Here is a 26,508-nt window from a genome sequence, read left to right on the forward strand (position 1 = left end):
GTGTTCTGTCTGATGCTGCGGGCGCCCACTCATACAGCCCGCAACAGGTCTTCACATCGCCGCCGTCCGGCCGGCCCCGGAGCTGCCTTCCGGGTCCGGCCCGCCACTCAGTCGGCGGCGCCTGCGGGCTCGGGGACCTGTTTCGTCCCTCCGCGCCCGCGGTCGTCTTCCTGGCCCCCCGCCTCGTCGCGGTCTCCGTCATCCGCGTCGGGGTGTCCCGTCTGCGCCCTGAGTTCCGCGATGGCCGCCTCGAAGTCGTCGAGCGAGTCGAAGGCTCGGTAGACGGACGCGAACCTCAGGTAGGCGACGAGATCCAGCTCCTGCAACGGGCCGAGTATGGCCAGCCCCACGTCGTGGGTGGTCAGCTCGGCACTTCCGGTGGCCCGCACCGCCTCCTCGACCCGCTGGCCGAGCTGGGCGAGCGCGTCCTCGGTGACCGGCCGCCCCTGACACGCCTTGCGCACACCGTTGATGATCTTCGTGCGGCTGAAGGGTTCGGTGACCCCCGACCGCTTGACCACCATCAGCGAGCACGTCTCCACGGTCGTGAAACGACGGGAGCAGTCAGGGCACTGTCGGCGCCTGCGGATCGACGTGCCGTCGTCGGTCGTCCGACTGTCGACCACACGGCTGTCGGGGTGCCTGCAGAAGGGGCAGTGCATGGACTCCAACCCTCCTCACAGCAGACTCAATAGCCTCGCAGGACCTCTTGCGCCCCACGAAGCAGCCCCAAGCATAGGCGATGACCTTGGGCCTGAAGACCCGGGGCACCACAACTTCTGGGCTGCTGTAGCAATCCAACCACTAGATGTAGGGATTGGCGCATACATCGAGGTCGTACGCGCGTGTCGCACGCGCGTGCCCCGGCAAGACGCTGCACGTCCGGCCGCACAGGGCCCCTCCAACCCCTTGAAGGCACCTGCGCGACCCCGGAACGCGACCCGGCCGGCGCACTTTCCGCACAGCCGTATCGCTGCGGCACATGCGGAGATAGCGTGGGCGCCGCGGGGAGGGGGCGTGGGACTCCCGCACAGATGAGGGCCGGTCCCAGGGCAGGGGAATGCCGGATGGCAGACTGGGGCAGCAGTCCACGAGGCGATCACCCCGGCGGTGAAGAGTACAGCAATGGGCCCATTTGCCCGCCGGGCGGCGCGGCCTCTAATACACCCGGACACGCGATCGCGCCCACCAATCCGCGTTTTTTCACTCGAACGTGTGTTTGGCGCAACCTTTCGAAAGCAACTACCGTTGTCCAGCAGGGAGACCATCGAGAGGGGCCGACGTGACCACCACCGCAGACAGTGCCGCCATTACTGCCCAGGACCGCTCCCAGGGCCGACTGGAGCCGGTGCATGCGATGAACGAAGCCACGAACCCTGAGGGGCACAAGCGCTCCCTGCCGGGCCGACCTCCGGGCATCCGGGCGGACAGCTCCGGACTCACCGACCGCCAGCGCCGGGTGATCGAGGTCATCCGGGACTCGGTGCAGCGGCGCGGGTACCCCCCGTCGATGCGGGAGATCGGCCAGGCCGTCGGCCTCTCCAGCACCTCGTCCGTCGCCCATCAGCTGATGGCACTGGAGCGCAAGGGCTTCCTGCGCCGCGACCCGCACCGCCCCCGCGCCTACGAAGTACGCGGCTCCGACCAGGCCGCCACCGTGCAGCCCACGGACACGGCGGGCAAGCCGGCCGCCTCGTACGTCCCGCTGGTCGGCCGTATCGCCGCGGGTGGCCCGATCCTGGCCGAGGAGTCCGTCGAGGACGTCTTCCCTCTCCCCCGCCAGCTCGTCGGCGACGGTGAGCTGTTCGTCCTCAAGGTCGTCGGCGACTCGATGATCGAGGCCGCGATCTGCGACGGCGACTGGGTCACGGTGCGCCGTCAGCCGGTCGCCGAGAACGGCGACATTGTGGCGGCCATGCTCGACGGGGAAGCCACCGTCAAGCGCTTCAAGCGCGAGGACGGCCACGTCTGGCTCCTGCCGCACAACGCGGCCTACGAGCCGATCCCCGGCGACGACGCGACCATCCTCGGCAAGGTTGTGGCCGTACTGCGCCGCGTCTGACCCAGCGCGCCGCGTCGGACGAGCCAAGCGGCTCGCCCTCAGACCGGGCCCCGGAACCCCTGCGCCGGTTCCGGGGTCCTGCGCTGTCCGGGCCCATCCGGGGGCGCTGCCACGGCCCTCAGCGCTCTCGGGGCTCGTGCCGCGGCAGGAGCAGGGTCGGCGCTTGTCGCACGCCGGTGGAGCGGCCGCGTGCCTAGTCGCCCGCGAGCCCCGTTGCCTGGGCGCGCCGTCGCCCGGGCGTCGAAGGCTGGGCCGGCCGGTCTCGCCGCAGCCGCGGACCGGCCCCCAGGGGTCAGGCGTCCTCCGCCTGCTCCGTCACCGCCTCCGCCTGCTTCGCCGCGGCGTCGATGGCCGACAGTGACCTGCGCACCTGGTTGCGGTCCGTGGTGAACCAGAAGTCCGGCAGCGACGCCTTCAGATAGCTCCCGTACCGCGCCGTCGCCAGACGCTGGTCCAGCACGGCGACCACGCCGCGGTCTCCGGACGCCCGCACCAGACGGCCGGCGCCCTGGGCCATCAGGAGCGCGGCGTGGGTCGCGGCGACGGCCATGAAACCGTTGCCGCCCGCGTCCTCGACGGCCTTCTGGCGGGCACTCATCAGCGGGTCGTCCGGACGCGGGAACGGGATCTTGTCCATGACGACCAGCTGGCAGCTGGGCCCCGGAACGTCCACGCCCTGCCACAGGGACAAGGTGCCGAACAGGCACGTCTTGGGGTCGGCCGCGAAGTTCTTGATGAGCTCGCCGAGCGTCTCCTCGCCCTGGAGCAGGATCGGGTACTCGGGGATGCGCGAACGCAGCTCCTCGGCGGCCACCTGTGCCCCGCGCATGGAAGAGAAGAGACCCAGGGTGCGGCCGCCCGCCGCCTGGATCAGTTCGGTCAGCTCGTCGAGCATGTCGGCGCGGTCGCCGTCCCGAGCGGGGCGCGCCAGGTGCTTGGCGACGTACAGGATGCCCTGCTTGCGGTAGTCGAAGGGCGAGCCGACATCGATGCCCTTCCACTTCGGGACATCGTCCCCTTCGGTGCCCTCGGCGGCCAGACCGAGGGAGGCGCCGACGCCGTTGAAGTCGCCACCCAGTTTGAGCGTCGCGGAGGTCAGGATCACCGAGCGGTCGGCGAAGAGCTTCTCCCGCAGCAGGCCCGAGACGGACATGGGGGCGACGCGCAGGGAAGCGCCGAAACGGTCGTGGCGCTCGTACCAGACGACGTCCCATTCGGAGCCGTTGGTGATCCGCTCCGCCACGTCGTGCACGCTTTCCACCGAGGCGAGAGCCTGCTTGCGGACCGCGTCCTCGTCCTGGACGGACTTGTCACGGGTCGTGCCGATCGCGGAGATGACCGTGCGGCACGCGTCGCGCAGGGCCATGAGGGCGTACCCGAGGTCCTCCGGGATCTCCTCCAGGCGGCCCGGCAGTGCCAGTTCCATCAGCCGCTCGAAGCCCTCCGCGGCGGTCTGGAGCTGATCAGCGGCCTTCTCGTTCACGAGTTTCGCGGCACGCCGCACCGCGCGGTTGACCTGTCCCGGCGTGAGTTCGCCCGTGGCCACCCCGGTGACCCGTGAGACCAGTTCGTGGGCCTCGTCGACGATGAGCACCTCGTGCTGCGGGAGCACCGGGGCGCCTTCGATGGCGTCGATCGCGAGCAGTGCGTGGTTGGTGACGACGACCTCGGCGAGCTTCGCCCGCTCCCGGGCCATCTCGGCGAAGCACTCCGCGCCGTACGCGCACTTCGATGCGCCGAGGCACTCCCTGGACGAGACCGACACCTGGGCCCAGGCCCGGTCCGAGATGCCCGGCGTGAGGTCGTCACGGTCCCCGGTCTCGGTCTCGTCGGCCCAGTCCCGCACACGCAGCAGGTCCTGGCCCAGTTTGCTAGTGGGCGCGGCCGCCTCGAACTGGTCGAAGAGGCCGTCCTCCTCGTCCTGCGGCACGCCCTCGTGCATGCGGTGCAGACACAGGTAGTTCGACCGGCCCTTGAGCATCGCGAACTCCGGGCGGCGGCGCAGCAAGGGGTGCAGCGAGTCGACCGTCCTGGGCAGGTCCCGCTCGACCAGCTGCCGCTGCAGGGCCAGGGTGGCGGTCGCGACCACCACGCGCTCCCCGTGCGCGAGCGCGGGCACCAGATAGCCCAGCGACTTGCCGGTGCCGGTGCCGGCCTGGACCAGCAGATGGGAGCCGTCGTCGATGGCTTCCTCGACGGCTTCGGCCATGGCTACCTGACCGGGGCGCTCCGTACCGCCGACGGCGGCGACGGCAGCGTGCAGGAGTTCGGGGAGTGAGGGCTTCGTCATAGCGCGACCACCCTACGGCCCGGCACTGACAAACGTCTGGTCACGATGAGGAGGGAGAGAGGGGGCAGGGTGGCGGAGGAGGTGGGGATCGGGGTGGCGAAGGAAGGCTGGAGGGCGGTGGGGATGGTGGGGGCGGGTGGCGAGCTCATGGTGGACTCCTCGGCGCGACGGAGCGGGGCAGTTCGTGAGGGAGCGCGGGTGAAAGTGCCCTTTCGGCGCCGCTCTCCTTCGCTCGAGTGGGCCGGGCAGCCGAGGCCGTAGGGCCGGATCACTTTTTGTCCGTGGCGGGAACCGCGGCAGCCGGCGCCGCGTTCAATGAGTGATGGCGCGGTGACACAGCGCTACAACACATGTCGGAGTGACCGTTCCCGGATCATGAGGGCACCGGTCTTACCCGGCAGGTCGATCTCGACCGAGAGCCGGAAACCGGCGGAGAGGAAGGCGGCGATGGAGGGGGTGTTGCGAATGTCGGGTTCCGCGATGACGCGTGCGCAGGAGGGTCGCTGCGCGAGAACGAGATTGGCCACGGCGCGGAGCAGCAGGCCGCCGAGACCGCGTCCACGGTCGGGAATCTCACCGAGAAGGAGATGCAGCCCCGTGTCGTGGGGCCGGGCCGGGTAGAACCGGGCCAGCGGATCCAGATCAGCGCGGTAGATCTCCCAGTAGCTCATCGGCCTTCCGTCCAGCACCCCGATGCACGGCACGCTGCGTCCGTCACCGGTGAGCTGGGCACGGATGTGGCCCTCGGTCACGCTCTGCGGCCCTGACAGCTCCCAGAAGGCCGCGGCGGCGGGGTCGTTCATCCAGCGGCTGATCAGCCGGAGGTCGCGTTCAAGGCGCACGGGGACGAGGTGGAACGCACCCACAGGCGTCCGGACCGGCCCCCAGCCGGCGATCCCGTCCAGGAGGTCGTCGATCGCCGGGCGGGAGGTCGCGTGGTCGGAAGGCGAGAGCCAGTGATGCGCTCCACCGGAGGACTCACCCGAGGTGGATCCGCCGAACCCTGTAGCTGCTTCCTCGATGGAGGCGAAGAACTCGTCCGGGAGACGCAGGTCCATGGTGTCCTCGCCGTGCGCGTCACCGCTGGACTCTCCATGGCCATCCGTGCGGCCATCCCTGCTCGCGTCCTCGCCGGCTTCGCCCCCCTCGCACGCATCAGGGCCGGCGTGAGGACGAAGGGTCGCAGGGCGAGTGCCGGGCTTGGCAGGGTCCCCACTGTCGGGATTGCCGTCAGCCGGGGCAGTGACGGCGAGATGGGTCTCGGCTGTCGGCTCAGCGGGAAGCACCGAGGGCTCCTCTCGGTCGGACAAGGAGGTGGTGGGGCGTTTACGGGGAGGGTCCATGGGAGGAATACCGGCGATCGACGGCGGCCGACCGAGGTCACGATCGGTTGATGTGATCAACAGTGGAGGGGGTTGGCGATGGTGACGTAGACGGACTGGGTGTCCACCGGGCCGACGAGCTCGTCCATGCCGTGCAAGCGGGTCAGCAGGTTGGCCTTGCAGCGCAGGACCGGCGAGTCGAGCAACCGGGTGGGCAGCGAGGATCGGGATCGGTCCGGGCCGGAGGCCAGGCGCTGCAGGAACCGGCGGAACGCGGCGAGCAGCAGCCATTCGTCGGCGAGTCGCTGGGAGCCGAACGCGCCGATGAGTCCGAGCACGTTGTTGATCGCCAGGTAGTACGTGAGGCGCTCGTCGGCGATGTCGTCCGGCACGAACGTGTCGCTGCGTTCCCCGATGCCGGGCAGCCGCGCGTCGAGGTCCGCGCGTCGGGACTCGCGGTAGTAGTAGCCCTGGTTGTCCCGGTAGCGGCCGCCTGCCGGCCAGCCGGCGGTGTCCAGCAGGAGCAGGGTGTTCTGCTGATGCGCCTCCAGGGCGACGCCCGCCTCACCGTCAAGCCACAGGACGGGGCGCACCACGTGCTCGAGGTAGCGCAGCAGCCACTCGGCGGCGACGGCTCCGCGGGGACGGCCGGTCCGACGGGCGAGATGTGTGACGACCCGCGCCAGGCGGGACTGCATGAGCGGTTCGGCCGCCCCCGACCGGTGTGCCCTTGGCCCCGACAGGGGTGAGCTCGGTGACACCGGGATCAGCGAAGGAGGCCCGAGCGCGGACGACATGAGCGCAGGAGGCACAAAGGAAGGTGGGACCGGCGGGTGTGGAGACAAGGAGACGAGCCCGGCGACGCAGGAGACGTCGTCGGAGGGGGTGAACGGGTTGTGGCGGATCACGACGTCGAGACCGGGCACCGGGGCGCCGTCCGGAGCGTCGACGGCCAGCCAGGCGGGGTCGCGCACGATGTCGAAGCCCGGGTGCACGGCTTGCCACTGCCGGGCGAGGCCGCTGCGGAGCAGACGGTGGACCTCGACGCCGCGGTGGAGTTCCTTGCGCAGGTTCTCTCGACGGGAGTTGGTGATGCGCAAGCCGAGCGACAGCTTGAGCATCGCCGGGGCGCCGGAGCGATAGACGGTGCGAACGGAGGAGGTGGGATGCCAGAAAGTTCCGTGCGCTCCCAAGTCGCGTAGCAGTCCGCTGTCCAGCAAGGCGGCGGTGTGGGGCCGGTGGCGAACCTCGCGGGCCTGCCAGGGGTGAAGGGGGAGCAGGGCGTACCCGTCCAGCGGCGGGAGACCGGGTCCGGCGAGGCGCGCGGTGAGTGTGGTCGCGGGCACGGGGCGACCGCGTTCGGTCCAGGAGGTGTCGGTGGCGAGGATCGAGGGGTCGACAGCCATCCAGTGCAGGGGGAAGGAGCCGTGCGACTCAGGTGAGAAGCGCCGGGTTTCGGCTTCCGTGAGGTCCTCGCGGCTCTTCGGAGCGGGGTGCAGAGGATGCCCGAGGAGGAGCGCCTGCTCCGCGGAGAGGAACAGGTCGGCGCCATCGGCCGGGTGCTCCCGGCGGTCGCGAACGAAGGTGGCGACGCCGCGTACGGAGTCGGCGACACCTGCGACGAACCCGACGCTGTCAGTGGCGGCGACACCAGTCGCAGGGCCGCGCTCAGGGAGACGGCCCTGGGCAGGGACACGGCCCGGGTCATGGTCGGGACGCTGCTCGCCGACGCAGGCTGGGGCGAGTTCGCCGGCGGTGGACTCCCGGGCGAGCAGCGCGGCGATCGTGACGGCGTCGACCGACGGGGCATGGTCGGAGGCACCGGCGAAGCGCACGGGGCCGAAGCGGTGCCAGCCCGTGGGGGACCAGTAGCGGACCGGAGCGAGCAGGGACGTGCCGCTGGAGGGAAGCGGGACGCGAAGCAGGCCGTCGGCAGGGGCGGATCGGCCGGTCTCGCGCGCCCAGCAGCGCAGCAGGTTCTCCACGGCGGCCGCGTCGGCAACGGTGTGGGGGTCCGGATCGCACAGCGGGTCGGTGCCCGGGGTGTCGCCCTCCGGACCTCCGGTCGGCTGCCTCCCCGGCCTCTGGCGAGGGACCACGGGAGGTGTCGGCACAGCCGGCATCTGCGAGGTTCCGGGGTGGGCGGGGTCCTGGTCCGGCGTCGTCGCGGGGTGACGGTCGGGCTCGGGCCCGGAGATGGCGTTCAAGGCGGATACCTCGGAGGGGGGTGCGGGACATGCGGTGGGTCGGGATGAGCATGCGGACGAGCAGGGCTACTCGACGGCAACCACGCCGGGCCGGTGAGGGCCGGCCGGTAAGCCCGGGCGGCGTGGGCCGGCGTCGAAGCGACGGGTGTGCGAAGACTCGGCGGGAGCCACGCTCGTCGCGTGACGTGTCACGCCCTGACGGATCACCCGTGGACCCGGTGTCGGCGCTGCTGTCGTGCCGCCCCGTGGACCCGGGCCACTGCCTCGACCGCGTCGGCAAGACGATCGAGTACGGCGTTCGCCTGTTCGTCGGTGATCGTCAAAGGCGGCGACAGGCGAACGCTTCTCTCCTGTCCGCAGAGACCGACGATGAGTCCGCGTCGCAGGCACTCGCGCTGGAGGTCGGCCGCCAGGGAGGAGGCGGACCGGGCTCCCCTACCCCCGGCACCGCACTCCCCCGGCGCTTCGGCGTCCGTAGGCTCCTCTCGCGACTCCTCCGCCTGCTCGGCAGCGATCAGATCTATGCCGATCAGCAGCCCTCTCCCCCGCACTCGGTGCACGATGGGCGAAGCATCGGCCAGCGGCCGGAGTCGAGCGAGCATGCGGGTGCCGAGGTGTGCGGCCCGCTCGGCGAGACCGTTCTCGCGCACGTGGGCCAGGGTGGCCGCACCAGCGGCCATGGCGAGTTGATTGCCGCGGAAGGGGGCAGTGTCGAGGGCTGGTTGCCCGCCGGAGAGGTCGTCGCGCTGGATGACGACGGTCAGCGGCAGGCTTCCGCCGATGTCCGGGGAGAGGATCATCGCGTCGGGGGTCACGCCGCTGTAGCCGACCGCCCAGAAGGCACCGGTCCGTCCGAATCCGGTGTGCGTCTCGTCGACGATGAGAGGGATGGAGCGGTCGGCTGTGAGCCGGCGGATGCGCCGCAACCAGGCACTGGGCACGGGGAGGACCCCACTCTCCCCCAGTACAGGCTCGACGATCACGCCCGCGGGGAGAGCACTGCCGGTGCTCGGGGCGTCCAGCAGGGACTCGGCCCAGTCGGCAGCGGGGTCGAGGTCCCGCCCGTCGTCGAGGCCGTGGGGGCAGTGGAGGTCCCGCACCTCGGCGAGGGAGGCGGTCGGCTGCGCGGCAGCGCGTGGGTCGTAGGGCTGGAAGGCCGCGCGCCGGTGGGCTTCGGTGAACGTCATCAGGCCGGTCCGTCCGGTCGCCGCGCGTGCCCATCGGCAGGCGGTCTCCAGTGCGTCACCGGTGGACGGGTCGCAGAACCGCACGTGCGCCCGGTGCGCCAGCCCTGGGGGGAGGGTGCGGTGGAGTTCCGTGAGGAAGGCTTCCGTGACCGGAGTGGCGAGATCGAGGGCGTTGAGGGGGGCGCCGGAATCGAGGACGGAGCGGATGGCCTCCAGGACGACCGGGTGGTTGTGCCCGAGGGCAAGCGCCCCGGCGCCGGAGGTGCAGTCGAGGTAGCGCCGGCCGTCCGCGCCTTCGATGGTCAGCCCTCGGGCCCGCACGGGCACCAGGGGCAGGGCGCGGGCGTAGGTGCGGGCGGCGGCGTCGCGGGCGGACTGACGGCGCCGGCTTCCCTCCGGCGCACGAGGGACTTCCCGTACCGCGGCGTCGAAGGCACCACCCGGTGTCGGCTTCACCTGGGCACACACCACGGCGGTCTCCTCGGACACGCGACCCTCACCAGCGGACTCCGGCACGGCTTCCCTGACCTCCCACGGCGCACGGGCACGGGGGATCGCAGACGGACAGCAGGACCCCCACCGCTACCAACCCCCGACCGCGTTCTCGGTTACGGGTTGCTTCAAGATCCTCTCCGTGACGGAACTGTTGCGGTTCCGTCGGACCTCCCCCACAGGCACCGCATAGTGTGTGGTGCCGTCCCGGACGCCGTGAGGCCGGCCTCAACTCCCCGCGAGTGGGCCGGAGATCACGCCCTGGACGACGGTTCGTCCCAGTTCGTTCACCCCAGGGGGAGTCAGATCATGCGATCCATACGGCAGTCGTCCAGCACCGGCCGAGGGGGGAGGGCGCGCCGCAGGAACTCCCCCGTGCTGGCCGCCGTGGCCCTGGCCTCGGCCCTCGCGCTGACCGCCACCGCCTGTGACTCGGGCGACGCCGAGGCCGGCGGTGAGGCATCGGCCTCCGCTTCGGCGTCGGACGACGGCAAGTTCAAGCTGCCGGACGACATCCGCGACCGGCTGCGGGAGCACGGGATCGACATCGACAAGTGGAAGGACGGCGCCTGGAAGAATTGGGACCGGGACGACTGGCTGCGCGAGGCCAACGAGTACATCAACCCGATCATCGAGGGCCTGTGGAACCCGGACCGCATGCGGGACGCCGAGGAGCCCGAGCAGGGCGTCGGCGAAAGCGACATCTCCGGTGACCAAGGGGTCACGGACCCGGCGCCCAAGCCTGTCCGGGCGGAGGGGGTCGCGTCGTCGTACCACGCCAACGAGCCCACTGCCGGGAAGGTGTTCTTCGACTCCCCGGAGGGCTCGGCGGTCTGCTCGGCGACGGTGGTGGAGGACCCGGCCCACCCGGGCAAGTCGAACCTGGTGTGGACGGCGGGGCACTGTGTGCACGCGGGCAAGAAGGGCGGCTGGTACCGCAACATCGCGTTCGTGCCCTCGTACAACGACGGCGGCAAGGCGGTCGAGGAGCTGGAGAACGCGACCCGTGAGGAGGTCGCCCCGTACGGCGTCTGGTGGGGTGACTGGGCGCAGACCTCGGACCAGTGGATCGAGCAGGGCGGTTCGACGGGCGGGGACGGCGCGCAGTACGACTTCGCGGTGATCCACGTGACTCCCGAGAAGGGCAGTGGCGGCAAGTCGCTGGAGGAGATGGTGGGTTCGGCTCTGCCGGTCGACTTCAAGGCGCCTGCCGTGCCCGATGTCCAGAGCGTGACGGCGATCGGTTACCCGGCCGCGCCGCCGTACGACGGGCAGAAGCTGTACCGGTGCCAGGACCGGCCCGGACGGCTGTCCATCACCGAGTCGGACCCGACGATGTACCGCATCGGATGCACCATGACCGGCGGTTCGTCGGGCGGTGGCTGGGTCGCGACGCGGTCGGACGGCAAGCCGGCGCTGGTGTCCAACACCTCGATCGGCCCGGTGACGTCCGGCTGGCTCGCCGGGCCGCGCCTGGGCGAGGTGGCCAAGGGCGTGTACGACTCGGTGAGCAAGAAGTTCGCGGGGCAGTGAATCGGCGCTGAGCGTACGGAGCACCAGCGCGCACCATCAACGGGGGATCAGCACCATGCGTTCACGTTCCACACTTCTGTCCATGCCCAGGCGCGGGCGGCGCTCCGTCCTGGCCGCGATCGGCCTCGTCGGCGCACTGGGCTTCACCGCCACCGCGTGTGGTGGTGCGGCGGACTCGGCGAGCGACAAGCCCGACGCCACGAGCTCGCGGACCGCTGACGCCGCCGGCGGCGGCAAGGTCGAGATCCCGGCCGACCTGGCGGGCCGACTCAAGGAACACGGCATCGACGTCGACCGGTGGAAGGACGGCGGCTGGAAGCACTGGGACAGGGACAAGTGGCTCAGTGACGCCGAGGACTTCGTCAACCCGGTGATCGAGGGGCTGTGGAAGCCGGAGCGGATGCAGTCCGCGGAAGAGGCCAACAAGACGGTCACGACCAAGGACGCCGCGGCCGGCCAGGGTGTCAGCGACCCCGACCCGGCGCCCGTGCGGGCCCAGGCCGAGAAGACGCCGTACCACCGCAACGCTGCGCCGGTCGGCAAGGTCTTCTTCGACTCGCCCGACGGCCCGGCGGTCTGCTCCGGCACCGTGGTCAAGGACGTCAATCACCCGGGCAAGTCCAACCTGGTGTGGACGGCGGGCCACTGCGTGCACGCCGGCGGCAACGGCGGCTGGTACCGCAACCTGGTCTTCGTCCCCGCCTACAACGACCTCGACAAGTCCGAGGCGGAGCTGAGCAACGCGAACCCGACGGAGATCGCCCCCTACGGCAACTGGTGGGCGGACTGGGCCTCCACCTCGAACCAGTGGATCCGGGGAGGTTCGGAGTCCGGCGGTGACGGTGCCGCCTACGACTACGCCGTGCTGCACGTGAAGCCCGAGCGGGGGACGAAGTCCCTGGAGGAGACGGTCGGCGCCGCCCTGGACGTGGACTTCTCCGCTCCGTCCGCCGCCGAGGCGGCCAAGATCGGCGCCTGGGGTTACCCGGCCGCGCCGCCGTACAACGGGCTGCAGATGTTCCGGTGCGTCGACGTCCCGGGCCGGTTCTCCCTGTCCCCGGCCCTGCCGACCATGTACCGCATCGGCTGCACCATGACCGGCGGTTCCTCGGGCGGCGGCTGGTTCCGCGTGCTGAACGGCAAGTCCGTGCTGGTCTCCAACACCTCGATCGGCCCCGCCGACAACACCTGGCTGGCCGGCCCGCAGTTGGGCCGCGACGCCGAGGCGCTCTACCAGAACATGAGCAGGACCTACGGCGGTCGCTGATCCCGGCAGACAGATCCGCACACGGCGCCGAGCGCCCGGACGAACGAACGAAGGCCCGCCCCCGATGACCTCGGGGGCGGGCCTTCGCGATGACCGGGAGGGGTCAGGCGAGCGGTGCGGGGACGTACGGCGCGAGTTCCGCCGCCAGTTCCTCGTGCACCCGCAGCTTGAGCAGCGTGCCCTCCGCGGTGTGCTCCTCGGAGAGGACCTCGCCCTCGTCGTGCGCACGGGCGACCAGCTTGCCGTGGGTGTACGGCACGAGCGCCTCGATCTCGACCGACGGGCGCGGCAGCTCGCTGTCGATCAGCGCGAGCAGTTCCTCCATGCCCTGGCCGGTACGGGCCGAGACGGCGATGGACCGCTTCTCGACACGCAGCAGCCGCTGCAACGTGAGCGGGTCGGCCGCGTCGGCCTTGTTGATCACGACGATCTCGGGCACGCCGGTGGCGCCGACGTCCCTGATCACCTCGCGCACGGCCGCCAGCTGCTCCTCCGGCGTCGGGTGCGAACCGTCGACCACGTGCAGGATCAGGTCGGACTCGCCGACCTCCTCCATCGTGGAGCGGAACGCCTCGACGAGGTGGTGCGGAAGATGGCGTACAAAACCGACCGTGTCGGCCAGCGTGTACAGCCGTCCACTCGGGGTCTCGGCCCGGCGTACGGTCGGGTCGAGAGTCGCGAACAGCGCGTTCTCGACGAGCACGCCCGCGCCCGTGAGGCGGTTGAGCAGCGAGGACTTGCCCGCGTTGGTGTAGCCGGCGATGGCGACCGAGGGCACCTTGTGACGCTTGCGCTCCTGGCGCTTGATCTCGCGGCCGGTCTTCATCTCCGCGATCTCACGGCGCATCTTCGCCATCTTCTCGCGGATCCGTCGCCGGTCCGTCTCGATCTTGGTCTCACCGGGACCACGGGTGGCGAGGCCGCCGCCCTTGCCGCCGCCCATCTGACGGGACAGCGACTGACCCCAGCCGCGCAGCCTCGGCAGCATGTACTGCATCTGCGCCAGCGCCACCTGCGCCTTGCCCTCTCGGGACTTGGCGTGCTGGGCGAAGATGTCCAGGATCAGGGCCGTACGGTCGATGACCTTGACCTTGACGACGTCCTCGAGGTGGATGAGCTGGCCCGGGCTGAGCTCACCGTCGCAGATGACGGTGTCCGCGCCCGTCTCGAGGACGATGTCGCGCAGTTCCTCGGCCTTGCCGGAACCGATGTACGTGGCCGCGTCGGGCTTGTCGCGGCGCTGGGTGACACCGTCGAGCACCAGCGCGCCGGCCGTCTCCGCGAGGGCGGCGAGCTCCGCGAGGGAGTTGTCCGCGTCCTGCACGGTTCCCGAGGTCCAGACACCGACGAGGACGACCCGCTCCAGGCGGAGCTGGCGGTACTCGACCTCGGTGACGTCCTCGAGCTCGGTGGAGAGGCCCGCCACGCGGCGCAGGGCCGCGCGCTCGGAGCGGTCGAACTGGTCGCCGTCCCGCTCTCCGTCGATCTCGTGGCTCCAGGCGACGTCCTCTTCCATCAGGGCATCGGCCCGAAGACCCTCGGGGTGGCTGTGCGCGAAGCGCTTGGTGTCCTGGGAAAAGGAAGAAGAGGAGGTCATTGGATCCTTACGTAGCTGGGAAACCGACTTCTGCGACGGAGTGCGGTGTGCCTGCCGTCACTGTCCACAACGCACGGGCGGTCCGGGAGATTCCCGGCGATCCGTGCCGCGCCGACCTGAAGATGGTCGCACGGCACGGGTCGTCTCGTCACCGGGTTATCGGGCGGGAGCAACGCCCCGTCCGGGTGGATTCCGGGGCGCGCTCCAGCCCACTCCGCTGCGTTTTCGGGAAGCGGCGGGCCGCATGGCAGCTGCACGCCCGCCCGGTCCGGCGGGCTGACCGGAACGACAGGCACGCCAGTGGGCGGCGGCCGGCCTGCCCGGCCACCACAGCGTGCCCGGTCGACCCTGCGGGCCAGGCCCGGTCCCAGACACACCCCGGCCGACGCGGTATCCCCGGCCACGTGGCAAGCCCGGCGCAAGCCGTACTCCTGCCCTACTCCACACTCCGGACCTAGGCCGCGCTCCCGGCCGACACGGTCCGCCCCACCCCACCGGCCCCACCGCCCGGCCCCGGCCCCGGCCCCCCAGCCGCCGCGGGTGTCGCGGGCGACGACGGCCCTTCAGCCGACTCCGACCCCACTGCCGACTCAGGCCCCACTGCCGACTCCGGCCTGGCAGCCGGCTCCGGCTTCCCGGGCGACTTCGGCTGTGCGGACGACTCCGGCTTCGCGGGCGACTCCGGCTTCCAGTCCGGGTGCCCCGGCATCGGCGGGGTCTTCTCCCCGTACAGCCAGCCCTGGAAGAAGTCGTCCAGGTCGCGTCCCGCGACCTCGGCGGCGAGCCGGACGAAGTCCTCGGTCGTGGCCGTAGCGTCCTGGTGGCGGCCCACCCACTCGCGCTCCAGCCGCTCGAACGCCGGCCGGCCGATCTCCTGGCGCAGGGCGTACAGGACGAGGGCGGAGCCGTCGTAGACGACGGGCCGGAAGATGCCGATCTTGTGGCCCGCCTCCGGCGGCTTGGGGAGGGCGGGCGGTCCGCCCGTGGCACGCCAGCGGTCGGAGGCGCCGTAGGCCGCCTTCATCCGGTCCCGCAGCGGCTTGCCGGCCTTCTCCTCGGCGTACAGCGCCTCGTACCAGGTGGCGTGCCCCTCGTTGAGCCACAGGTCGGACCAGGTACGGGGTCCGACACTGTTGCCGAACCACTGGTGGGCCAGCTCGTGCACCATGATCGACTCGACGTACCACGGGGGGTAGACCGGCTCGGTGAACAGTTCCCGCTCGAAGAGGGAGAGGGTCTGCGTCTCCAGTTCGAAGCCGGTGGCGGCATCAGCCATGAGCAGGCCGTACGCCTCGAAGGGGTAGCGGCCGACCTTGCTCTCCATCCACTCGATCTGGGCGGGCGTCTTCTCCAGCCAGCTTTCGAGCGCCTCGCGGAACTGGGTGGGCACGACGTCCCGGATCGGCAGGCCGTGCGGTCCGGTGCGGTGGAGCACCGTGGAGCGGCCGATGGACACCTGGGTGAGTTCGGTGGCCATGGGATGGTGCGTGCGGTAGGTCCACGTGGTCGAGCCGCCCGCCCCGTGCGTGCCGGCGGGCAGGCCGTTGGCCACGGCCGTGTACTCGTCGGGCGCAGTGACGCGGACGGTGAACATGGCCTTGTCGGACGGGTGGTCGTTGCAGGGGAAGACCAGGTGGGCCGCGTCGGCCTGGTTGGCCATGGCGAGACCGTCCCCCGTGCGGACCCAGCCGCCCTCGCGGCCGTCGGCGGACACGGGGTCACTGGTGTGCCGCACGGTGATCCGCACCCACGTGCCGTCCGACACGGAGTCCTCCGGTGTGATCACCAGGTCCTCGCCGGCGGTGCGGAACTGCGCGGGGTCGCCGTCGACCTCGACCGACTCCACGGTGCCGTGGGCGAAGTCCAGGTTGATCCGGTCGAGGTCGGCGGTGGCCCAGGCGTCGATGGTGGTCACGGCGCGCAGCGGCTCGCTGTTGCTGCCGAGGTAGACGAAGGAGAGGTCGTACGCGGCGACGTCGTAGCCGGGGTTGCCCAGGTACGGGAAGAGGCGGTCGCCGATGCCGAGCGGTACGGCGGGGGCGCTCGCGGCGACGAGGCTGACGGAGACGGCGGAGGCGAGGAGCGCGGCGGAGGTCCGGCGACGGCGGGTGCGGGCGGCTCCGGGGCTAGCGGGACGAAGGTCGTGGGGGGCATCGGGGGCGTGGGGGGCGTGGGGCATGCCCCACCGCTACCAGCGTGCGCGGGCGCGACGAGCGCGGCGCGCGCCCGCCCCACTCGATCCGGGGACCGACCCGTGCGCCGGGTGCCCGGCGGGGACGGGCCGGCGCGGGGATCGCGGGCAAGCGGGGGCAAGCCCGAGTGAACCCAGGCGGCGGGAATCGGCCGGCCTGTCCTGGTCGGACGGCTCAGCCGCCCTGCGTCTGCGGTTGCGTCCTACTCACGTCGTACACCCCGGCCACATTGCGCATGGCGCGCATCAGGGTGGGCAGGCGGGCGGCGTCGGGGAGCTGCACGGTGTAGGTGTGGCGCACCTGCTGCTGGGCCGGGGGCTCGACGGTCGCGGAGACGATCTCGGCCCCTTCGAGCGCCATGGCCTCGGTGAGGTCCGCGAGCAGATGCGGACGGACGAACGATTCAGCGACCAGCGTGACCCGGCACTCGGCGGTCTCCCCCCAGCGCACGCCCACCTCCGAGCGCTCCCCGTCCCTCATGCGCGCCACGGCGGCGCACTCCACGCGGTGCACGGTGACCGCTCCCCCGCGTACGGCGAAGCCGGTGATCTCGTCGGGTGGTACGGGCGTACAGCAGCGGGCGAGCCGGGCGCTCGCGCCGGGAAGGTCGGCGAGGACGCTCGCACCGGGACCGCGATCGGCACTCGCGCCGCGCCCGCCGGCGTCGGCGGCCAGCCCGGCGGTGGGCTGCCCGAGAGCCGTCCGCCCCTGCGCCGCCTGGCCCTGCGGCGTCTCACTGCCCTGCGCCTCGGCCTGCGCGGGATGGGCGGCCAGCCACCGCTGGATGGCGATGCGGGCAGCCGGTGTGTGCGCGTGCTCCAGCCACTCCCGCGACGGCTCGGACGCCGGGTCCTGGCCCATGAGGAGCTGGACGGTGTCGCCGTCCTTCAGCACGGTGCTCAGCGTCGCGAGGCGGCCGTTGACGCGGGCGCCGATGCAGGCGTGCGCGTCCTCCCCGTACTGCGCGTACGCCGCGTCCACGCAGCTGGCGCCCTCGGGCAGACCGATCGTGCCGCCGTCGGGACGGAAGACGGTGATCTCGCGGTCCTGGGCGAGGTCCTCGCGCAGGGTGGACCAGAAGTGGTCGGGGTCGGGCGCCGCCTCCTGCCAGTCGAGGAGCCGGGACAGCCAGCCGGGGCGGGTGGGGTCGACGCGCTCTCCGTCGGCCGGGTCGTCGGGGGCCGGTGCGTACGGGTTGCCGAGGGCGACGACGCCGGCCTCGGCGACCTTGTGCATCTGGTGGGTGCGGATGAGGACCTCGACGACCTGGCCGTCCTCCCGGGCGACGGCCGTGTGCAGGGACTGGTACAGGTTGAACTTCGGCACGGCGATGAAGTCCTTGAACTCCGAAACCACCGGCGTCATGCAGGTGTGCAGTTCGCCCAGGACGCCGTAGCAGTCGGCGTCCTCGTTCACCAGGACCAGGACCCGGCCGAAGTCCGAGCCGCGGAGCCGGCCGCGCTTGCGGGAGACCCGGTGCACGGACACGAAGTGGCGCGGGCGGATGAGGACTTCGGCCGCGATGTCCGCCTCGCGCAGCACACCGCGCACCTCGTCGGCGACCTCCGCGAGCGGGTCGTCCGTCCGGTCGGCGTTGCCGACGATCAGTTCCCTGGTCCGCGCGTACTCCTCGGGGTGCAGGATCGCGAAGACCAGGTCCTCCAGTTCGGTCTTCAGGGCCTGGACGCCGAGGCGTTCGGCGAGCGGGATGAGCACGTCACGTGTCACCTTGGCGATGCGCTCCTGCTTCTCGGGGCGCATGACGCCCAGGGTGCGCATGTTGTGCAGCCGGTCGGCGAGTTTGATCGACATGACGCGCACGTCGTTGCCGGTGGCGACGAGCATCTTGCGGAAGGTCTCGGGCTCGGCGGCGGCGCCGTAGTCGACCTTCTCCAGCTTGGTCACGCCGTCGACGAGGTAGCGGACCTCCTCGCCGAACTGGTCGCGGACCTGGTCCAGCGTCACGTCCGTGTCCTCGACGGTGTCGTGGAGCAGTGAGGCGGTCAACGTCGTGGTCTCCGCGCCGAGTTCGGCGAGGATCAGCGTCACCGCCAGCGGGTGCGTGATGTACGGCTCGCCGCTCTTGCGCATCTGGCCCCGGTGGGAGGACTCGGCCAGGACGTACGCGCGGCGCAGCGGATCGAGGTCCGCGTCGGGGTGGTGCGCGCGGTGGGCCTCGACGACATGGCTGATCGCGTCGGGCAGCCGGTCCCGCGCGGCGGGGCCGAGCAGGGCGGCTCTGCCGAGGCGGCGCAGGTCGATCCGGGGGCGGGCCTTTCTGCGCGGCGCTGTCGGCGTCAGCGATCCCGACACCGCGCCCGGCATCGGGCCTGGGGTCACGGAATTCGTGGCCTCCGCACTCATGGGCACCTCCGGCTGCGTCAACCGGCGGACGGGGTGCCCCAGGGCGGACACGGCTCAGGGGGCGGCTTCGGTCCCCCGTCCGGGCCGGTGCTTGATGCTACCGAGCCCACCACGCGTGGCTGGCCGCCTCTCGCCGAGCGTGAAACTGATCACCCATTCGAGGGACGAATGTGAAGTTTGCACCCCTGCATGACGCGACCGCGCCGATCGACTTCCCGCCAATTGGCTTGATCTTTACGATCTTTAGGATTCATTCGGGCCCGCGTGGCCGACAGCACACCGCGGTGACCGGATCGGCCTCACGCGCGCGTGGCGGCGTCCAGCCAGTCCGCGTCGATCTCGCCCTCGGCCACGATGACGGCCGGGCCCGTCATCTCGATCTCCCCGTCGGGCCGCTCGGTGATCACCAGGGTGCCGCCGGGCACGTCCACGGTGTACGTCACCGGCGTGCCGGTGACCGTCGGGTCGGCGCCGTCGCGGCGGGCGGTGGCCACGGCGACCGCGCACGCGCCCGTGCCGCAGGAACGGGTCTCACCGGAGCCGCGCTCGTGCACACGCAGCGCGACGTGCCGCGGGCCGCGGTCGGTCACGAACTCCACGTTCACGCCGTCCGGGTAGGCCGAGGCGGGGCTGAAGGGCGGCGGGGAATGCAGGTCGCCCGCGTGGGCCAGATCCTCCACGAAGGCGACAGCGTGCGGGTTGCCCATGTTGACGTTGCGCGCCGGCCAGCTGCGCTCACCGACACGCACCGTGACGTCGCCCTCGGGGAGGACCGCCTTGCCCATGCCGACGGTGACGTCGCCGTTCTTGGCGAGGTGCACGGTCTTCACGCCCCCGCGCGTGGCGACGGCGAGGTCGCCCTCGGTCGCGTACCCGGCGCGCTGGAGGTAGCGGGCGAACACGCGCACGCCGTTGCCGCACATCTCGGCGACCGAGCCGTCCCCGTTGCGGTAGTCCATGAACCACTCGGCCTCGGCCGCCATACCGCGCGCCTCCGGATGCGCCGCGGAGCGCACGACGTGCAGCAGCCCGTCGCCGCCGATGCCCGCGCGGCGGTCGCACAACGCGGCGACGGCGGCCGGGGGGAGGTCGATGGCGTTCTCGGGGTCCGGGACGATCACGAAGTCGTTCTCGGTGCCGTGCCCCTTGAGGAAGGCGATCCGCGTGCTCATGCCCTCGATCGTACGGGCTGCCGGGCGACCACCACCCTGCGGGATTCACACCCCGGCGCGACGGGCGCGGGCGCGGGCAGGGGGCTTGCGCTGTTCGGGCGTGCGCTGCTCTACCGGAGCCGCGCCACGCGCCACACGGCCAGGACGACCACGGCGGCGACCACCAGCGCGTACGCCAGGACCACCCGCCAGTCGGGTCTGCGGCCGGAGCCGCGGGCCGGCAGGCCGGGCCAGGTGGAGCCGACGCGGCGGGCCGCCATCATGCCCCAGCCCGCCGCCGTCGAGCAGATCAGCAGACCGAGCATGGCGATGACGGCCCCGCTGTCGCCGAAGTCGAAGGCGAGCGGGAACGCGAACATCAGGGATCCGAGCGCCGCCAGGGCCACGATCGGGGCGAGTTGCCACAGACGCAGCCGACGCTGCGGGCGCAGTTCGACCTCGACCTCGTCGGCGAACATCTCCTCCGGCTCGGGGCCGTCGTCCGTCACGCTCGGTGTCTCGTCGGGCCCGTCGTCGCTGAGGCGGTCGGTCTCCGGCTCCGGTCCGTCACCGAACACCGCCCCGTCCCGCTCGGCGGTGACGCGGTCGGTGCTTCGTGCGGTGTCGCGAGGGCCGGCCTCCATCGCCACGCGCCCTCCCAACTTGGACTCAACTCGGTCGATCGAAGCTCGATGATGGCACGCCGCCGAAGGCCCCGATGACGGCCTGGGCGTCCCGATGCCAGGACGTGATCAGGCTGTAACCGGTCGTTCGACCAAGGACAGTGCGAGCTGCGGAAGTCGGGGGAGATCCGCCGCGGCCCCACTCAACCAGTGCACCCGGGGATCGCGCCTGAACCATGAATCCTGACGGCGCGCGAAGCGCTTGGTGGCACGGACGGTCTCGGTGCGCGCTTCCTCCAGGGTGCACTCCCCGGCGAGCGCCGAGAGCACCTGCTGGTAACCGAGCGCACGCGAGGCGGTCCGCCCGTCGCGCAACCCCTGCGCCTCCAGTGCGCGTACCTCGTCGACGAGCCCGGCGTCCCACATCCGGTCGACGCGGCGCGCGATGCGCTCGTCGAGTTCCGGTCGCGCCACGTCGACGCCGATCTGCACGGTGTCGTACACCGAGTCGTGCCCGGGGAGGTTGGCGGTGAAGGGCTTGCCGGTGATCTCGATGACCTCCAGGGCGCGGACGATCCGGCGGCCGTTGCCGGGCAGGATGGCCCGGGCGGCCTGGGGGTCGGCGGCGGCCAGCCGGGCGTGGAGCACGCCGGATCCGTGCAGCGCGAGCTCCTCCTCCAGCCGGGCGCGGACCTCGGGGTCGGTGCCGGGGAACTCCAGGTTGTCGACGGCCCCGCGGACGTACAGCCCCGAGCCGCCGACCAGGACCGGCCAACGGCCCTGCGCGAGCAGCGCGTCGATCCGCTCCCGGGCCAGGCGCTGGTACTCGGCGACGGAGGCCGTGACGGTGACGTCCCAGACGTCCAGCAGGTGGTGCGGGACTCCTCCGCGCTCCTCGGGCGTCAGCTTGGCGGTGCCGATGTCCATCCCTCGGTAGAGCTGCATGGAGTCGGCGTTGACGACCTCGCCGCCGAGACGCCGGGCCAGGAAGGCGCCCAGATCGGACTTTCCGGCCGCGGTCGGTCCGACGACGGCGATGACGCGGGGGGCGGGGGGTGCGCTGCTCACCGGGACAGTCTCGCAAACCTCGAAGCCGGCTCTCGAACGAGTTACGTGACGCCGCGGTCGCGGGGTCGTTGCCCGTTGCGAGGTTCCTGCCGCCGGATCACGGAGGCGGCGGCCCGGGCCGTGCAGACGGACGCACCGGGCAACGCGGGGTTTCGCCCGCACGAGTAACGTATGGAGTGGATATGGGCGTGTTTGCACGACTCTTCCGGCGGTCAAAGGCCACGGCGGAGGCGCCTGCCGCCGAGGCCCAGGCCGAGCCGGCGAAGGCCGGGACCGAGGCGGAGGAGGCGGCGGCGGCCGGGACCGCGGAGACGAAGGGCGCGGACGCGACCGCGAAGGCGGACGAGCCGGCCGCCGAGGCCATCGCCGAGGCCATCGCCGAGAAGGCCGAGCCGGAGGGCGTCGACATCCCCAAGCAGCAGTCCACCGAAGAGGCGGCGGACAACGAGGCCGGTGAGGGCGCCCGTACGTGACCGCCCCCCGCGCGAGGGAAGGTGAACCATGGGTCTGCTGGACAACGTGAAGGCCAAACTGGGCCCGGCCAAGGACAAGGTCTCGGACCTCGCGCAGCGACACGAGGACAAGATCCATCACGGTCTGGACAAGGCCGCCGAGGCCGTCGACAAGAGCACCAAGGGCAAGTACAGCGACCGGATCCAGTCCGGCACGGGCAAGGCCAAGGGCGCCATGGGCCGGCTCGCGCACAAGGAGGACGGCACACCGGGCACGGGCGGCACGGCAGCGGCGACGGGAACGACGTCGACGCCGGGCACCCCTCCCGGGCCGAGCGCGGGAGCCACACCCGCGGACGCGGGCGGCACGGCTCCGCCGCGTGACACGGGAGGCACCACCCCGCCGGACGACGTACCTCCGCCCACCTCCTGACGCGCGCCCGGCACGGGCACGGCACACCGGAGTCATCCCGCACGGCACACGGGCGTCATCCCGCACGGCACACGCGGGACACCCCGGACGGCCGCGGAGCACCCCCGCTCCCGGCCGTCCGCCGTCGACCGTCGGTCCGGGCCTCAGCCGTCTCCGCCGTGCGCGCCGTGTGCGCCGTGTGCGCCGTCTCCGACCGCGTCCCTACGACCAGGTGGCGACGAGGTATCCGACTCCGTACGGCGCGTCCTCATACAGCAGTGATCCGCCGAGGCCGGCGCTCTCGGCCGCGCCGGCCAGCACCTGCCAGGGAGCCCGGCCGGACACCTTCAGCTCGTGCGCCAGCCCCGTGTCCAGACCGCTGAGGGCGGTCACGTCGGCCGCACCGAGCGCGCGGGCCACCCCGGCGTCGAACGGCGCGGCGCGTTCGTCGAGGTACCCCGGGGCCTTGAGCGTCCGGCACGCGCTGGCGTCGCCCATGACCAGCAGCGCGACCCGTCCGGCCCGGTCGGCGACCTCACGCCCGATCCCGAGGCACCGCTGCGGGGCGAGCTGCTCGCCGACGCCCAGTCCTTCGACGGGCGCGTCACGCCATCCCGTGCGCTCCAGCAGCCAGGCGGCCACGGCCAGGGAGTACGGCAACCGCTGTGCCCCCTGCGCGTCCCCGGCCGGTCCCAGCCGTACGCCGAGATCGACACCGAAGCCCCGGAACGAGCCCGCGGTGCCCTGCGCGTACGACGCGGACCCCGTGCCCTCCACCGGCCCGACCACCACGAGCCGGTCGGGGCGGGCGGCGGCGAGCACGCCCAGCGCATCCACGCAGGCGGCTCGCGCGGCGTCCAGTTCCGGTGCCGCGCCCGCGGCGACCTCGGGCACGAGCAGGGGTGGGCAGGGGCAGGCTGCGGCGGCGACAAGCATGATCGGCAGGGTAACGCTCGAGGAGCGCCGCCACCGCAGGCGGCAGCGCTCCGGCCCCGGTCAGTCGCAGCCGCAGCCGCCCGCCGCCACGGGCAGCGGCTCGGGAGCGCCGATCTTCGGCAGGCCCAGCATCACGCCGACGGGCTTGGACTTCTCGGCCGCGTTGCGCTTCTCCCAGGCGTCACCCGCGCGCGTGCGGCGCACGCCCAGGGTCGGCCCCTCGGCGAGGAGGTGGTGCGGGGCGGCGTAGGTGATCTCGACCGTGACGACGTCGCCCGGGCGGACCTCCTCGTCCGGCTTGGTGAAGTGGACGAGGCGGTTGTCGGGGGCGCGGCCGGACAGGCGGTGGGTGCTGTCGTCCTTGCGGCCCTCGCCCTCGGCGACCATCAGCTCCAGGGTGCGGCCGACCTGCTTCTTGTTCTCCTCCCAGGAGATCTCCTCCTGGAGGGCGACGAGGCGCTCGTAGCGCTCCTGGACGACCTTCTTGGGGATCTGGCCGTCCATCTCGGCGGCCGGGGTCCCGGGGCGCTTGGAGTACTGGAAGGTGTAGGCCTGCGCGAAGCGGGCCTCGCGCACCACGTGCAGCGTCTGCTCGAAGTCCTCCTCGGTCTCGCCGGGGAAGCCCACGATGATGTCCGTGCTGATGGCGGCGTGCGGGATGGCGGCGCGGACCTTCTCGATGATCCCGAGGAAGCGCTCCTGGCGGTAGGAGCGGCGCATCGCCTTCAGGACCGGGTCCGAGCCGGACTGCAGCGGCATGTGGAGCTGCGGCATCACGTTCGGCGTCTCGGCCATGGCGGCGATGACGTCGTCGGTGAAGTCACGCGGGTGCGGTGAGGTGAAGCGCACGCGCTCCAGCCCGTCGATCTTCCCGCAGGCGCGCAGCAGCTTGCTGAAGGCCTCGCGGTCGCCGATGTCCGAGCCGTACGCGTTGACGTTCTGACCGAGCAGCGTGACCTCGGAGACGCCCTCGGCTACCAGGGCCTCGATCTCGGCGAGGATGTCGCCGGGGCGGCGGTCCTTCTCCTTGCCGCGCAGCGCCGGGACGATGCAGAAGGTGCAGGTGTTGTTGCAGCCGACGGAGATCGACACCCACGCCGCGTAGGCGCTCTCGCGGCGCGTGGGCAGGGTCGAGGGGAACGCCTCCAGCGACTCGGCGATCTCGACCTGCGCCTCCTCCTGCACGCGGGCGCGCTCCAGCAGGACGGGGAGCTTGCCGATGTTGTGCGTGCCGAAGACGACGTCCACCCAGGGCGCCCTCTTCACGATGGTGTCCCGGTCCTTCTGCGCGAGGCAGCCGCCGACCGCGATCTGCATGCCCGGGCGGGCGGCCTTCTTCGGCGCGAGGTGGCCGAGGTTGCCGTACAGCTTGTTGTCGGCGTTCTCCCGGACCGCGCAGGTGTTGAAGACGACGACGTCGGCCTCGCCGTCGGCGCCCTCCGGGGCGCGGACGTAGCCCGCGTCCTCCAGCAGTCCGGACAATCGCTCGGAGTCGTGGACGTTCATCTGGCACCCGTAGGTGCGTACCTCGTACGTGCGCGTGCCGCCCACTGACTGGCTCCGGTCGATGCTGCTCATGACGACAAGGGTAGGCGCTCGGCGCACATGGCTCGGCCGCCTGTGGACAACTCCGCTCGGGGCTCAGGGCTCGATGAGCCCGGCCCGGATGGCGTACCGGGTCAGCTCCAGGCGGTCGCGCATGCCGAGCTTCTGCAAGAGGTTGGCCCGGTGGCGTTCGACCGTCTTGGCGCTGATGAAGAGCAGTTCGCCGATCTCCTTGGAGGTGTGGCCCTCGGCGACCAGCTTGAGGATCTCCTCCTCGCGCTCGGTGATGGCCCGCTCCGGCACGCCGTCGCCGCGCCGGAGCCGTTCCAGGTAGGAGCGGACCAGGGCCCGCTCGGCGCCCGGGTAGATGAACGGCTCGTCGCGCACGGCCGCCCGGCACGCCTCGACCAGGTCCCGGTCGGCGACGGACTTCAAGACGTAGCCGCTGGCCCCGGCCCTGAGCGCCTCGAAGAAGTACTGCTCGTTGTCGTACATCGTGAGGATGAGGATGTGCAGGCCGGGCAGCCGGCGCGAGAGCTCGCGGGCCGCCTGGAGGCCGGTCATCCGGGGCATGGCCACGTCCAGGACCGCCAGGTCGACGGGGGTCTCCCGGGCCTTGGCCACGGCCTCCGCCCCGTCCCCGGCCTCGGCGACGACGGTGAGGTCCGGTTCGCCGTCCAGGATGAGACGGACCCCGCGCCGCACCAAGGTGTGGTCGTCGGCGAGCAGGACGCGGATCGGGGTGGACATCAGCGGGGTCCTTCGGTGACGGACATCAGCGGGCCTCTTCCGTGACGGGGATGCGCAGCAGCACGTCGGTGCCCCCGCCGGGGGCGGGTTCCAGACCGAGTGCGGCGCCGATCAGCAGGGCGCGTTCGCGCATGCCGGTGATGCCGGAGCCCTCGGCGGCCCCGGTGAGGCCGGTGCCGTTGTCGCGCACGAGGAGTTCGACGCCGCCGGGGACGGGCCGCAGCCGGAGTTCGGCGCGGTCGGCCGCGGCGTGCCGGGCGGTGTTGGTCAGGCTCTCCTGGGCGACCCGGTAGACGACCAGTTCGGCTTCCGGGCTGAGGGCGGGCAGGTCGCCGGTGACGTGGTGGCTCACGGTCAGCCCGTGGGTGGTGAACTCCCCGGCCAGCGAGCGCAGGGCACTGGCCAGGCCCAGCTCCTCCAGGACACCGGGGCGCAGCCGGCGTGCGATCCGGCGGATCTCGTCGAGGCCGGCCCGGGTCGCCTCCTGGGCCTGGCCGACCTCCTCGCGCAGGTCCCCGGGCACCCGGTCGGCGACGCGCTTGAGCTGGAGGAGTACGGCCGTGAGGGTCTGCCCGACCTCGTCGTGCAGCTCCCGGGCGATCCGGTGCCGCTCCCGCTCCTGCGCCGACAGGGCCCGGGCGGCGCCCTCGGCCCGCTCGGCCTCCAGCCGGTCGAGCATCGTGTTGTACGTGGTGATCAGGCCGGCCGCCTCCGCCGGGCCGCTGACCTCGGGGCGGTGTCCCGGGCGCAGCAGGTCGGCGGTGGCCATGGCCCGGTCCAGCCGCTGGAGGGGGACGAGGCCGAAGCGCAGCACGAGCGCGTTGGCGGTGAGCAGCAGCACCAGACCGCCGAGCAGGACGAGGGCCTCGCCGGGCAGGACGGGCGTGGACACGGTGACCGGGCCGAGCAGCAGGGCGGTGGCCACGACCAGGCCCGCGGCGTTGAGCGAGAAGATCCGCCAGAACAACGACACGTTCCCGGACCCGCTCCTTCCGCCCCTCGCGTACGACACAGCCCGTCCCAGCCTCTCCGACCTCCGGCCGTGGCGTATATCCGTC

At 71.9% G+C, this 26,508-nt stretch carries 20 protein-coding genes; 5 read left to right on the forward strand and 15 right to left on the reverse strand.

Annotated features, from left to right (window positions below; all coding sequences use genetic code 11):
• Positions 1–107 precede the first annotated feature (107 nt).
• A complete protein-coding gene (gene nrdR, locus ACZ6ZN_RS07280) occupies positions 108–662 on the reverse strand; it encodes a transcriptional regulator NrdR (protein ID WP_469643789.1) in 555 nt (184 codons plus the stop codon).
• 620 nt (positions 663–1,282) lie between these two features.
• On the opposite strand from nrdR, the gene lexA reads away from it, so the two are divergent.
• Positions 1,283–2,062 carry a transcriptional repressor LexA gene (lexA, locus tag ACZ6ZN_RS07285; RefSeq protein ID WP_333935681.1) on the forward strand — a complete coding sequence of 260 codons (780 nt, stop codon included), beginning with the start codon at positions 1,283–1,285 and terminating at the stop codon, positions 2,060–2,062.
• Positions 2,063–2,354: 292 nt separating this feature from the next.
• Here the strand turns inward: lexA and ACZ6ZN_RS07290 are convergent, their stop codons facing one another.
• From ACZ6ZN_RS07290 to ACZ6ZN_RS07305, 4 genes are all read right to left on the reverse strand, one after another.
• On the reverse strand, positions 2,355–4,352 hold the full coding sequence (locus ACZ6ZN_RS07290) for an ATP-dependent DNA helicase (protein ID WP_469643793.1): 1,998 nt from the start codon (positions 4,350–4,352) through the stop codon (positions 2,355–2,357).
• A gap of 341 nt (positions 4,353–4,693) precedes the next feature.
• Positions 4,694–5,638: a GNAT family N-acetyltransferase gene (locus ACZ6ZN_RS07295; RefSeq protein ID WP_469643795.1), complete on the reverse strand. Its 945-nt coding sequence runs from the start codon at positions 5,636–5,638 to the stop codon at positions 4,694–4,696.
• Positions 5,639–5,751: 113 nt separating this feature from the next.
• Positions 5,752–7,797 (reverse strand): IucA/IucC family protein, encoded by a 2,046-nt coding sequence (locus ACZ6ZN_RS07300; RefSeq protein ID WP_469644017.1) that lies wholly within the window; start codon positions 7,795–7,797, stop codon positions 5,752–5,754.
• 287 nt (positions 7,798–8,084) lie between these two features.
• Positions 8,085–9,524, reverse strand: coding sequence for an aminotransferase class III-fold pyridoxal phosphate-dependent enzyme (locus ACZ6ZN_RS07305; protein ID WP_469644020.1), 1,440 nt, complete (start codon positions 9,522–9,524; stop codon positions 8,085–8,087).
• Positions 9,525–9,869: 345 nt separating this feature from the next.
• Between ACZ6ZN_RS07305 and ACZ6ZN_RS07310 the strand changes: the two genes are divergently transcribed.
• Together ACZ6ZN_RS07310 and ACZ6ZN_RS07315 are read left to right on the forward strand one after the other, a co-directional pair.
• Positions 9,870–11,093, forward strand: coding sequence for a trypsin-like serine peptidase (locus ACZ6ZN_RS07310; RefSeq protein WP_469643798.1), 1,224 nt, complete (start codon positions 9,870–9,872; stop codon positions 11,091–11,093).
• Between the two features lie 55 nt (positions 11,094–11,148).
• Positions 11,149–12,360, forward strand: a complete 1,212-nt coding sequence (locus ACZ6ZN_RS07315; protein ID WP_469643800.1) for a trypsin-like serine peptidase — start codon at positions 11,149–11,151, stop codon at positions 12,358–12,360.
• A gap of 103 nt (positions 12,361–12,463) precedes the next feature.
• On the opposite strand, the gene hflX is transcribed toward ACZ6ZN_RS07315, so the two are convergent.
• The 6 genes from hflX to miaA all read right to left on the reverse strand — a co-directional run bounded on the left by hflX (position 12,464) and on the right by miaA (position 21,355).
• Positions 12,464–13,957, reverse strand: coding sequence for a GTPase HflX (hflX, locus tag ACZ6ZN_RS07320; protein WP_398109880.1), 1,494 nt, complete (start codon positions 13,955–13,957; stop codon positions 12,464–12,466).
• A 454-nt stretch (positions 13,958–14,411) separates the two neighbouring features.
• A complete protein-coding gene (locus tag ACZ6ZN_RS07325) occupies positions 14,412–16,136 on the reverse strand; it encodes a M1 family metallopeptidase (RefSeq protein ID WP_469643803.1) in 1,725 nt (574 codons plus the stop codon).
• 187 nt (positions 16,137–16,323) lie between these two features.
• Complete coding sequence (locus tag ACZ6ZN_RS07330; protein ID WP_469643805.1) at positions 16,324–18,513, reverse strand: RelA/SpoT family protein; 2,190 nt, start codon at positions 18,511–18,513, stop codon at positions 16,324–16,326.
• Positions 18,514–18,812: 299 nt separating this feature from the next.
• A complete protein-coding gene (dapF, locus tag ACZ6ZN_RS07335; protein ID WP_469643808.1) occupies positions 18,813–19,685 on the reverse strand; it encodes a diaminopimelate epimerase in 873 nt (290 codons plus the stop codon).
• Between the two features lie 110 nt (positions 19,686–19,795).
• Positions 19,796–20,308 carry a hypothetical protein gene (locus ACZ6ZN_RS07340; protein WP_451876901.1) on the reverse strand — a complete coding sequence of 171 codons (513 nt, stop codon included), beginning with the start codon at positions 20,306–20,308 and terminating at the stop codon, positions 19,796–19,798.
• A 108-nt stretch (positions 20,309–20,416) separates the two neighbouring features.
• Positions 20,417–21,355 (reverse strand): tRNA (adenosine(37)-N6)-dimethylallyltransferase MiaA, encoded by a 939-nt coding sequence (miaA, locus tag ACZ6ZN_RS07345; RefSeq protein ID WP_469643812.1) that lies wholly within the window; start codon positions 21,353–21,355, stop codon positions 20,417–20,419.
• 182 nt (positions 21,356–21,537) lie between these two features.
• On the opposite strand from miaA, the gene ACZ6ZN_RS07350 reads away from it, so the two are divergent.
• Positions 21,538–21,828: a hypothetical protein gene (locus ACZ6ZN_RS07350; RefSeq protein ID WP_469643813.1), complete on the forward strand. Its 291-nt coding sequence runs from the start codon at positions 21,538–21,540 to the stop codon at positions 21,826–21,828.
• A gap of 28 nt (positions 21,829–21,856) precedes the next feature.
• The gene (locus ACZ6ZN_RS07355; RefSeq protein WP_469643816.1) at positions 21,857–22,240 is read left to right on the forward strand and encodes an antitoxin; all 384 of its coding nucleotides are present in this window, start codon (positions 21,857–21,859) and stop codon (positions 22,238–22,240) included.
• 201 nt (positions 22,241–22,441) lie between these two features.
• On the opposite strand, the gene ACZ6ZN_RS07360 is transcribed toward ACZ6ZN_RS07355, so the two are convergent.
• The 4 genes from ACZ6ZN_RS07360 to ACZ6ZN_RS07375 form a co-directional block, all read right to left on the reverse strand.
• Positions 22,442–23,155, reverse strand: coding sequence for a class III extradiol dioxygenase subunit B-like domain-containing protein (locus ACZ6ZN_RS07360; RefSeq protein WP_469643817.1), 714 nt, complete (start codon positions 23,153–23,155; stop codon positions 22,442–22,444).
• 60 nt (positions 23,156–23,215) lie between these two features.
• Entirely contained in the window at positions 23,216–24,733 is a 1,518-nt protein-coding gene (gene miaB, locus ACZ6ZN_RS07365) for a tRNA (N6-isopentenyl adenosine(37)-C2)-methylthiotransferase MiaB (RefSeq protein WP_398109888.1), read from the reverse strand.
• A gap of 63 nt (positions 24,734–24,796) precedes the next feature.
• Positions 24,797–25,450 carry a response regulator gene (locus ACZ6ZN_RS07370; protein ID WP_398109889.1) on the reverse strand — a complete coding sequence of 218 codons (654 nt, stop codon included), beginning with the start codon at positions 25,448–25,450 and terminating at the stop codon, positions 24,797–24,799.
• A gap of 25 nt (positions 25,451–25,475) precedes the next feature.
• Positions 25,476–26,423, reverse strand: coding sequence for a sensor histidine kinase (locus tag ACZ6ZN_RS07375; protein ID WP_469643820.1), 948 nt, complete (start codon positions 26,421–26,423; stop codon positions 25,476–25,478).
• Positions 26,424–26,508: the final 85 nt, after the last annotated feature.

It is taken from the genome of Streptomyces sp. NPDC053665 (assembly GCF_055585285.1).

Coding starts and splice junctions, on each gene's coding strand:
- nrdR (WP_469643789.1), bottom strand. CDS start 662: ATGCACTGCCCCTTCTGCAGGCACCCCGACAGCCGTGTGGTCGACAGT.
- ACZ6ZN_RS07290 (WP_469643793.1), bottom strand. CDS start 4,352: ATGACGAAGCCCTCACTCCCCGAACTCCTGCACGCTGCCGTCGCCGCC.
- ACZ6ZN_RS07300 (WP_469644017.1), bottom strand. CDS start 7,797: ATGCCGGCTGTGCCGACACCTCCCGTGGTCCCTCGCCAGAGGCCGGGG.
- ACZ6ZN_RS07310 (WP_469643798.1), top strand. CDS start 9,870: ATGCGATCCATACGGCAGTCGTCCAGCACCGGCCGAGGGGGGAGGGCG.
- ACZ6ZN_RS07315 (WP_469643800.1), top strand. CDS start 11,149: ATGCGTTCACGTTCCACACTTCTGTCCATGCCCAGGCGCGGGCGGCGC.
- hflX (WP_398109880.1), bottom strand. CDS start 13,957: ATGACCTCCTCTTCTTCCTTTTCCCAGGACACCAAGCGCTTCGCGCAC.
- ACZ6ZN_RS07325 (WP_469643803.1), bottom strand. CDS start 16,136: ATGCCCCACGCCCCCCACGCCCCCGATGCCCCCCACGACCTTCGTCCC.
- ACZ6ZN_RS07330 (WP_469643805.1), bottom strand. CDS start 18,513: ATGAGTGCGGAGGCCACGAATTCCGTGACCCCAGGCCCGATGCCGGGC.
- dapF (WP_469643808.1), bottom strand. CDS start 19,685: ATGAGCACGCGGATCGCCTTCCTCAAGGGGCACGGCACCGAGAACGAC.
- ACZ6ZN_RS07340 (WP_451876901.1), bottom strand. CDS start 20,308: ATGGAGGCCGGCCCTCGCGACACCGCACGAAGCACCGACCGCGTCACC.
- ACZ6ZN_RS07350 (WP_469643813.1), top strand. CDS start 21,538: ATGGGCGTGTTTGCACGACTCTTCCGGCGGTCAAAGGCCACGGCGGAG.
- ACZ6ZN_RS07355 (WP_469643816.1), top strand. CDS start 21,857: ATGGGTCTGCTGGACAACGTGAAGGCCAAACTGGGCCCGGCCAAGGAC.
- ACZ6ZN_RS07360 (WP_469643817.1), bottom strand. CDS start 23,155: ATGCTTGTCGCCGCCGCAGCCTGCCCCTGCCCACCCCTGCTCGTGCCC.
- miaB (WP_398109888.1), bottom strand. CDS start 24,733: ATGAGCAGCATCGACCGGAGCCAGTCAGTGGGCGGCACGCGCACGTAC.
- ACZ6ZN_RS07370 (WP_398109889.1), bottom strand. CDS start 25,450: ATGTCCACCCCGATCCGCGTCCTGCTCGCCGACGACCACACCTTGGTG.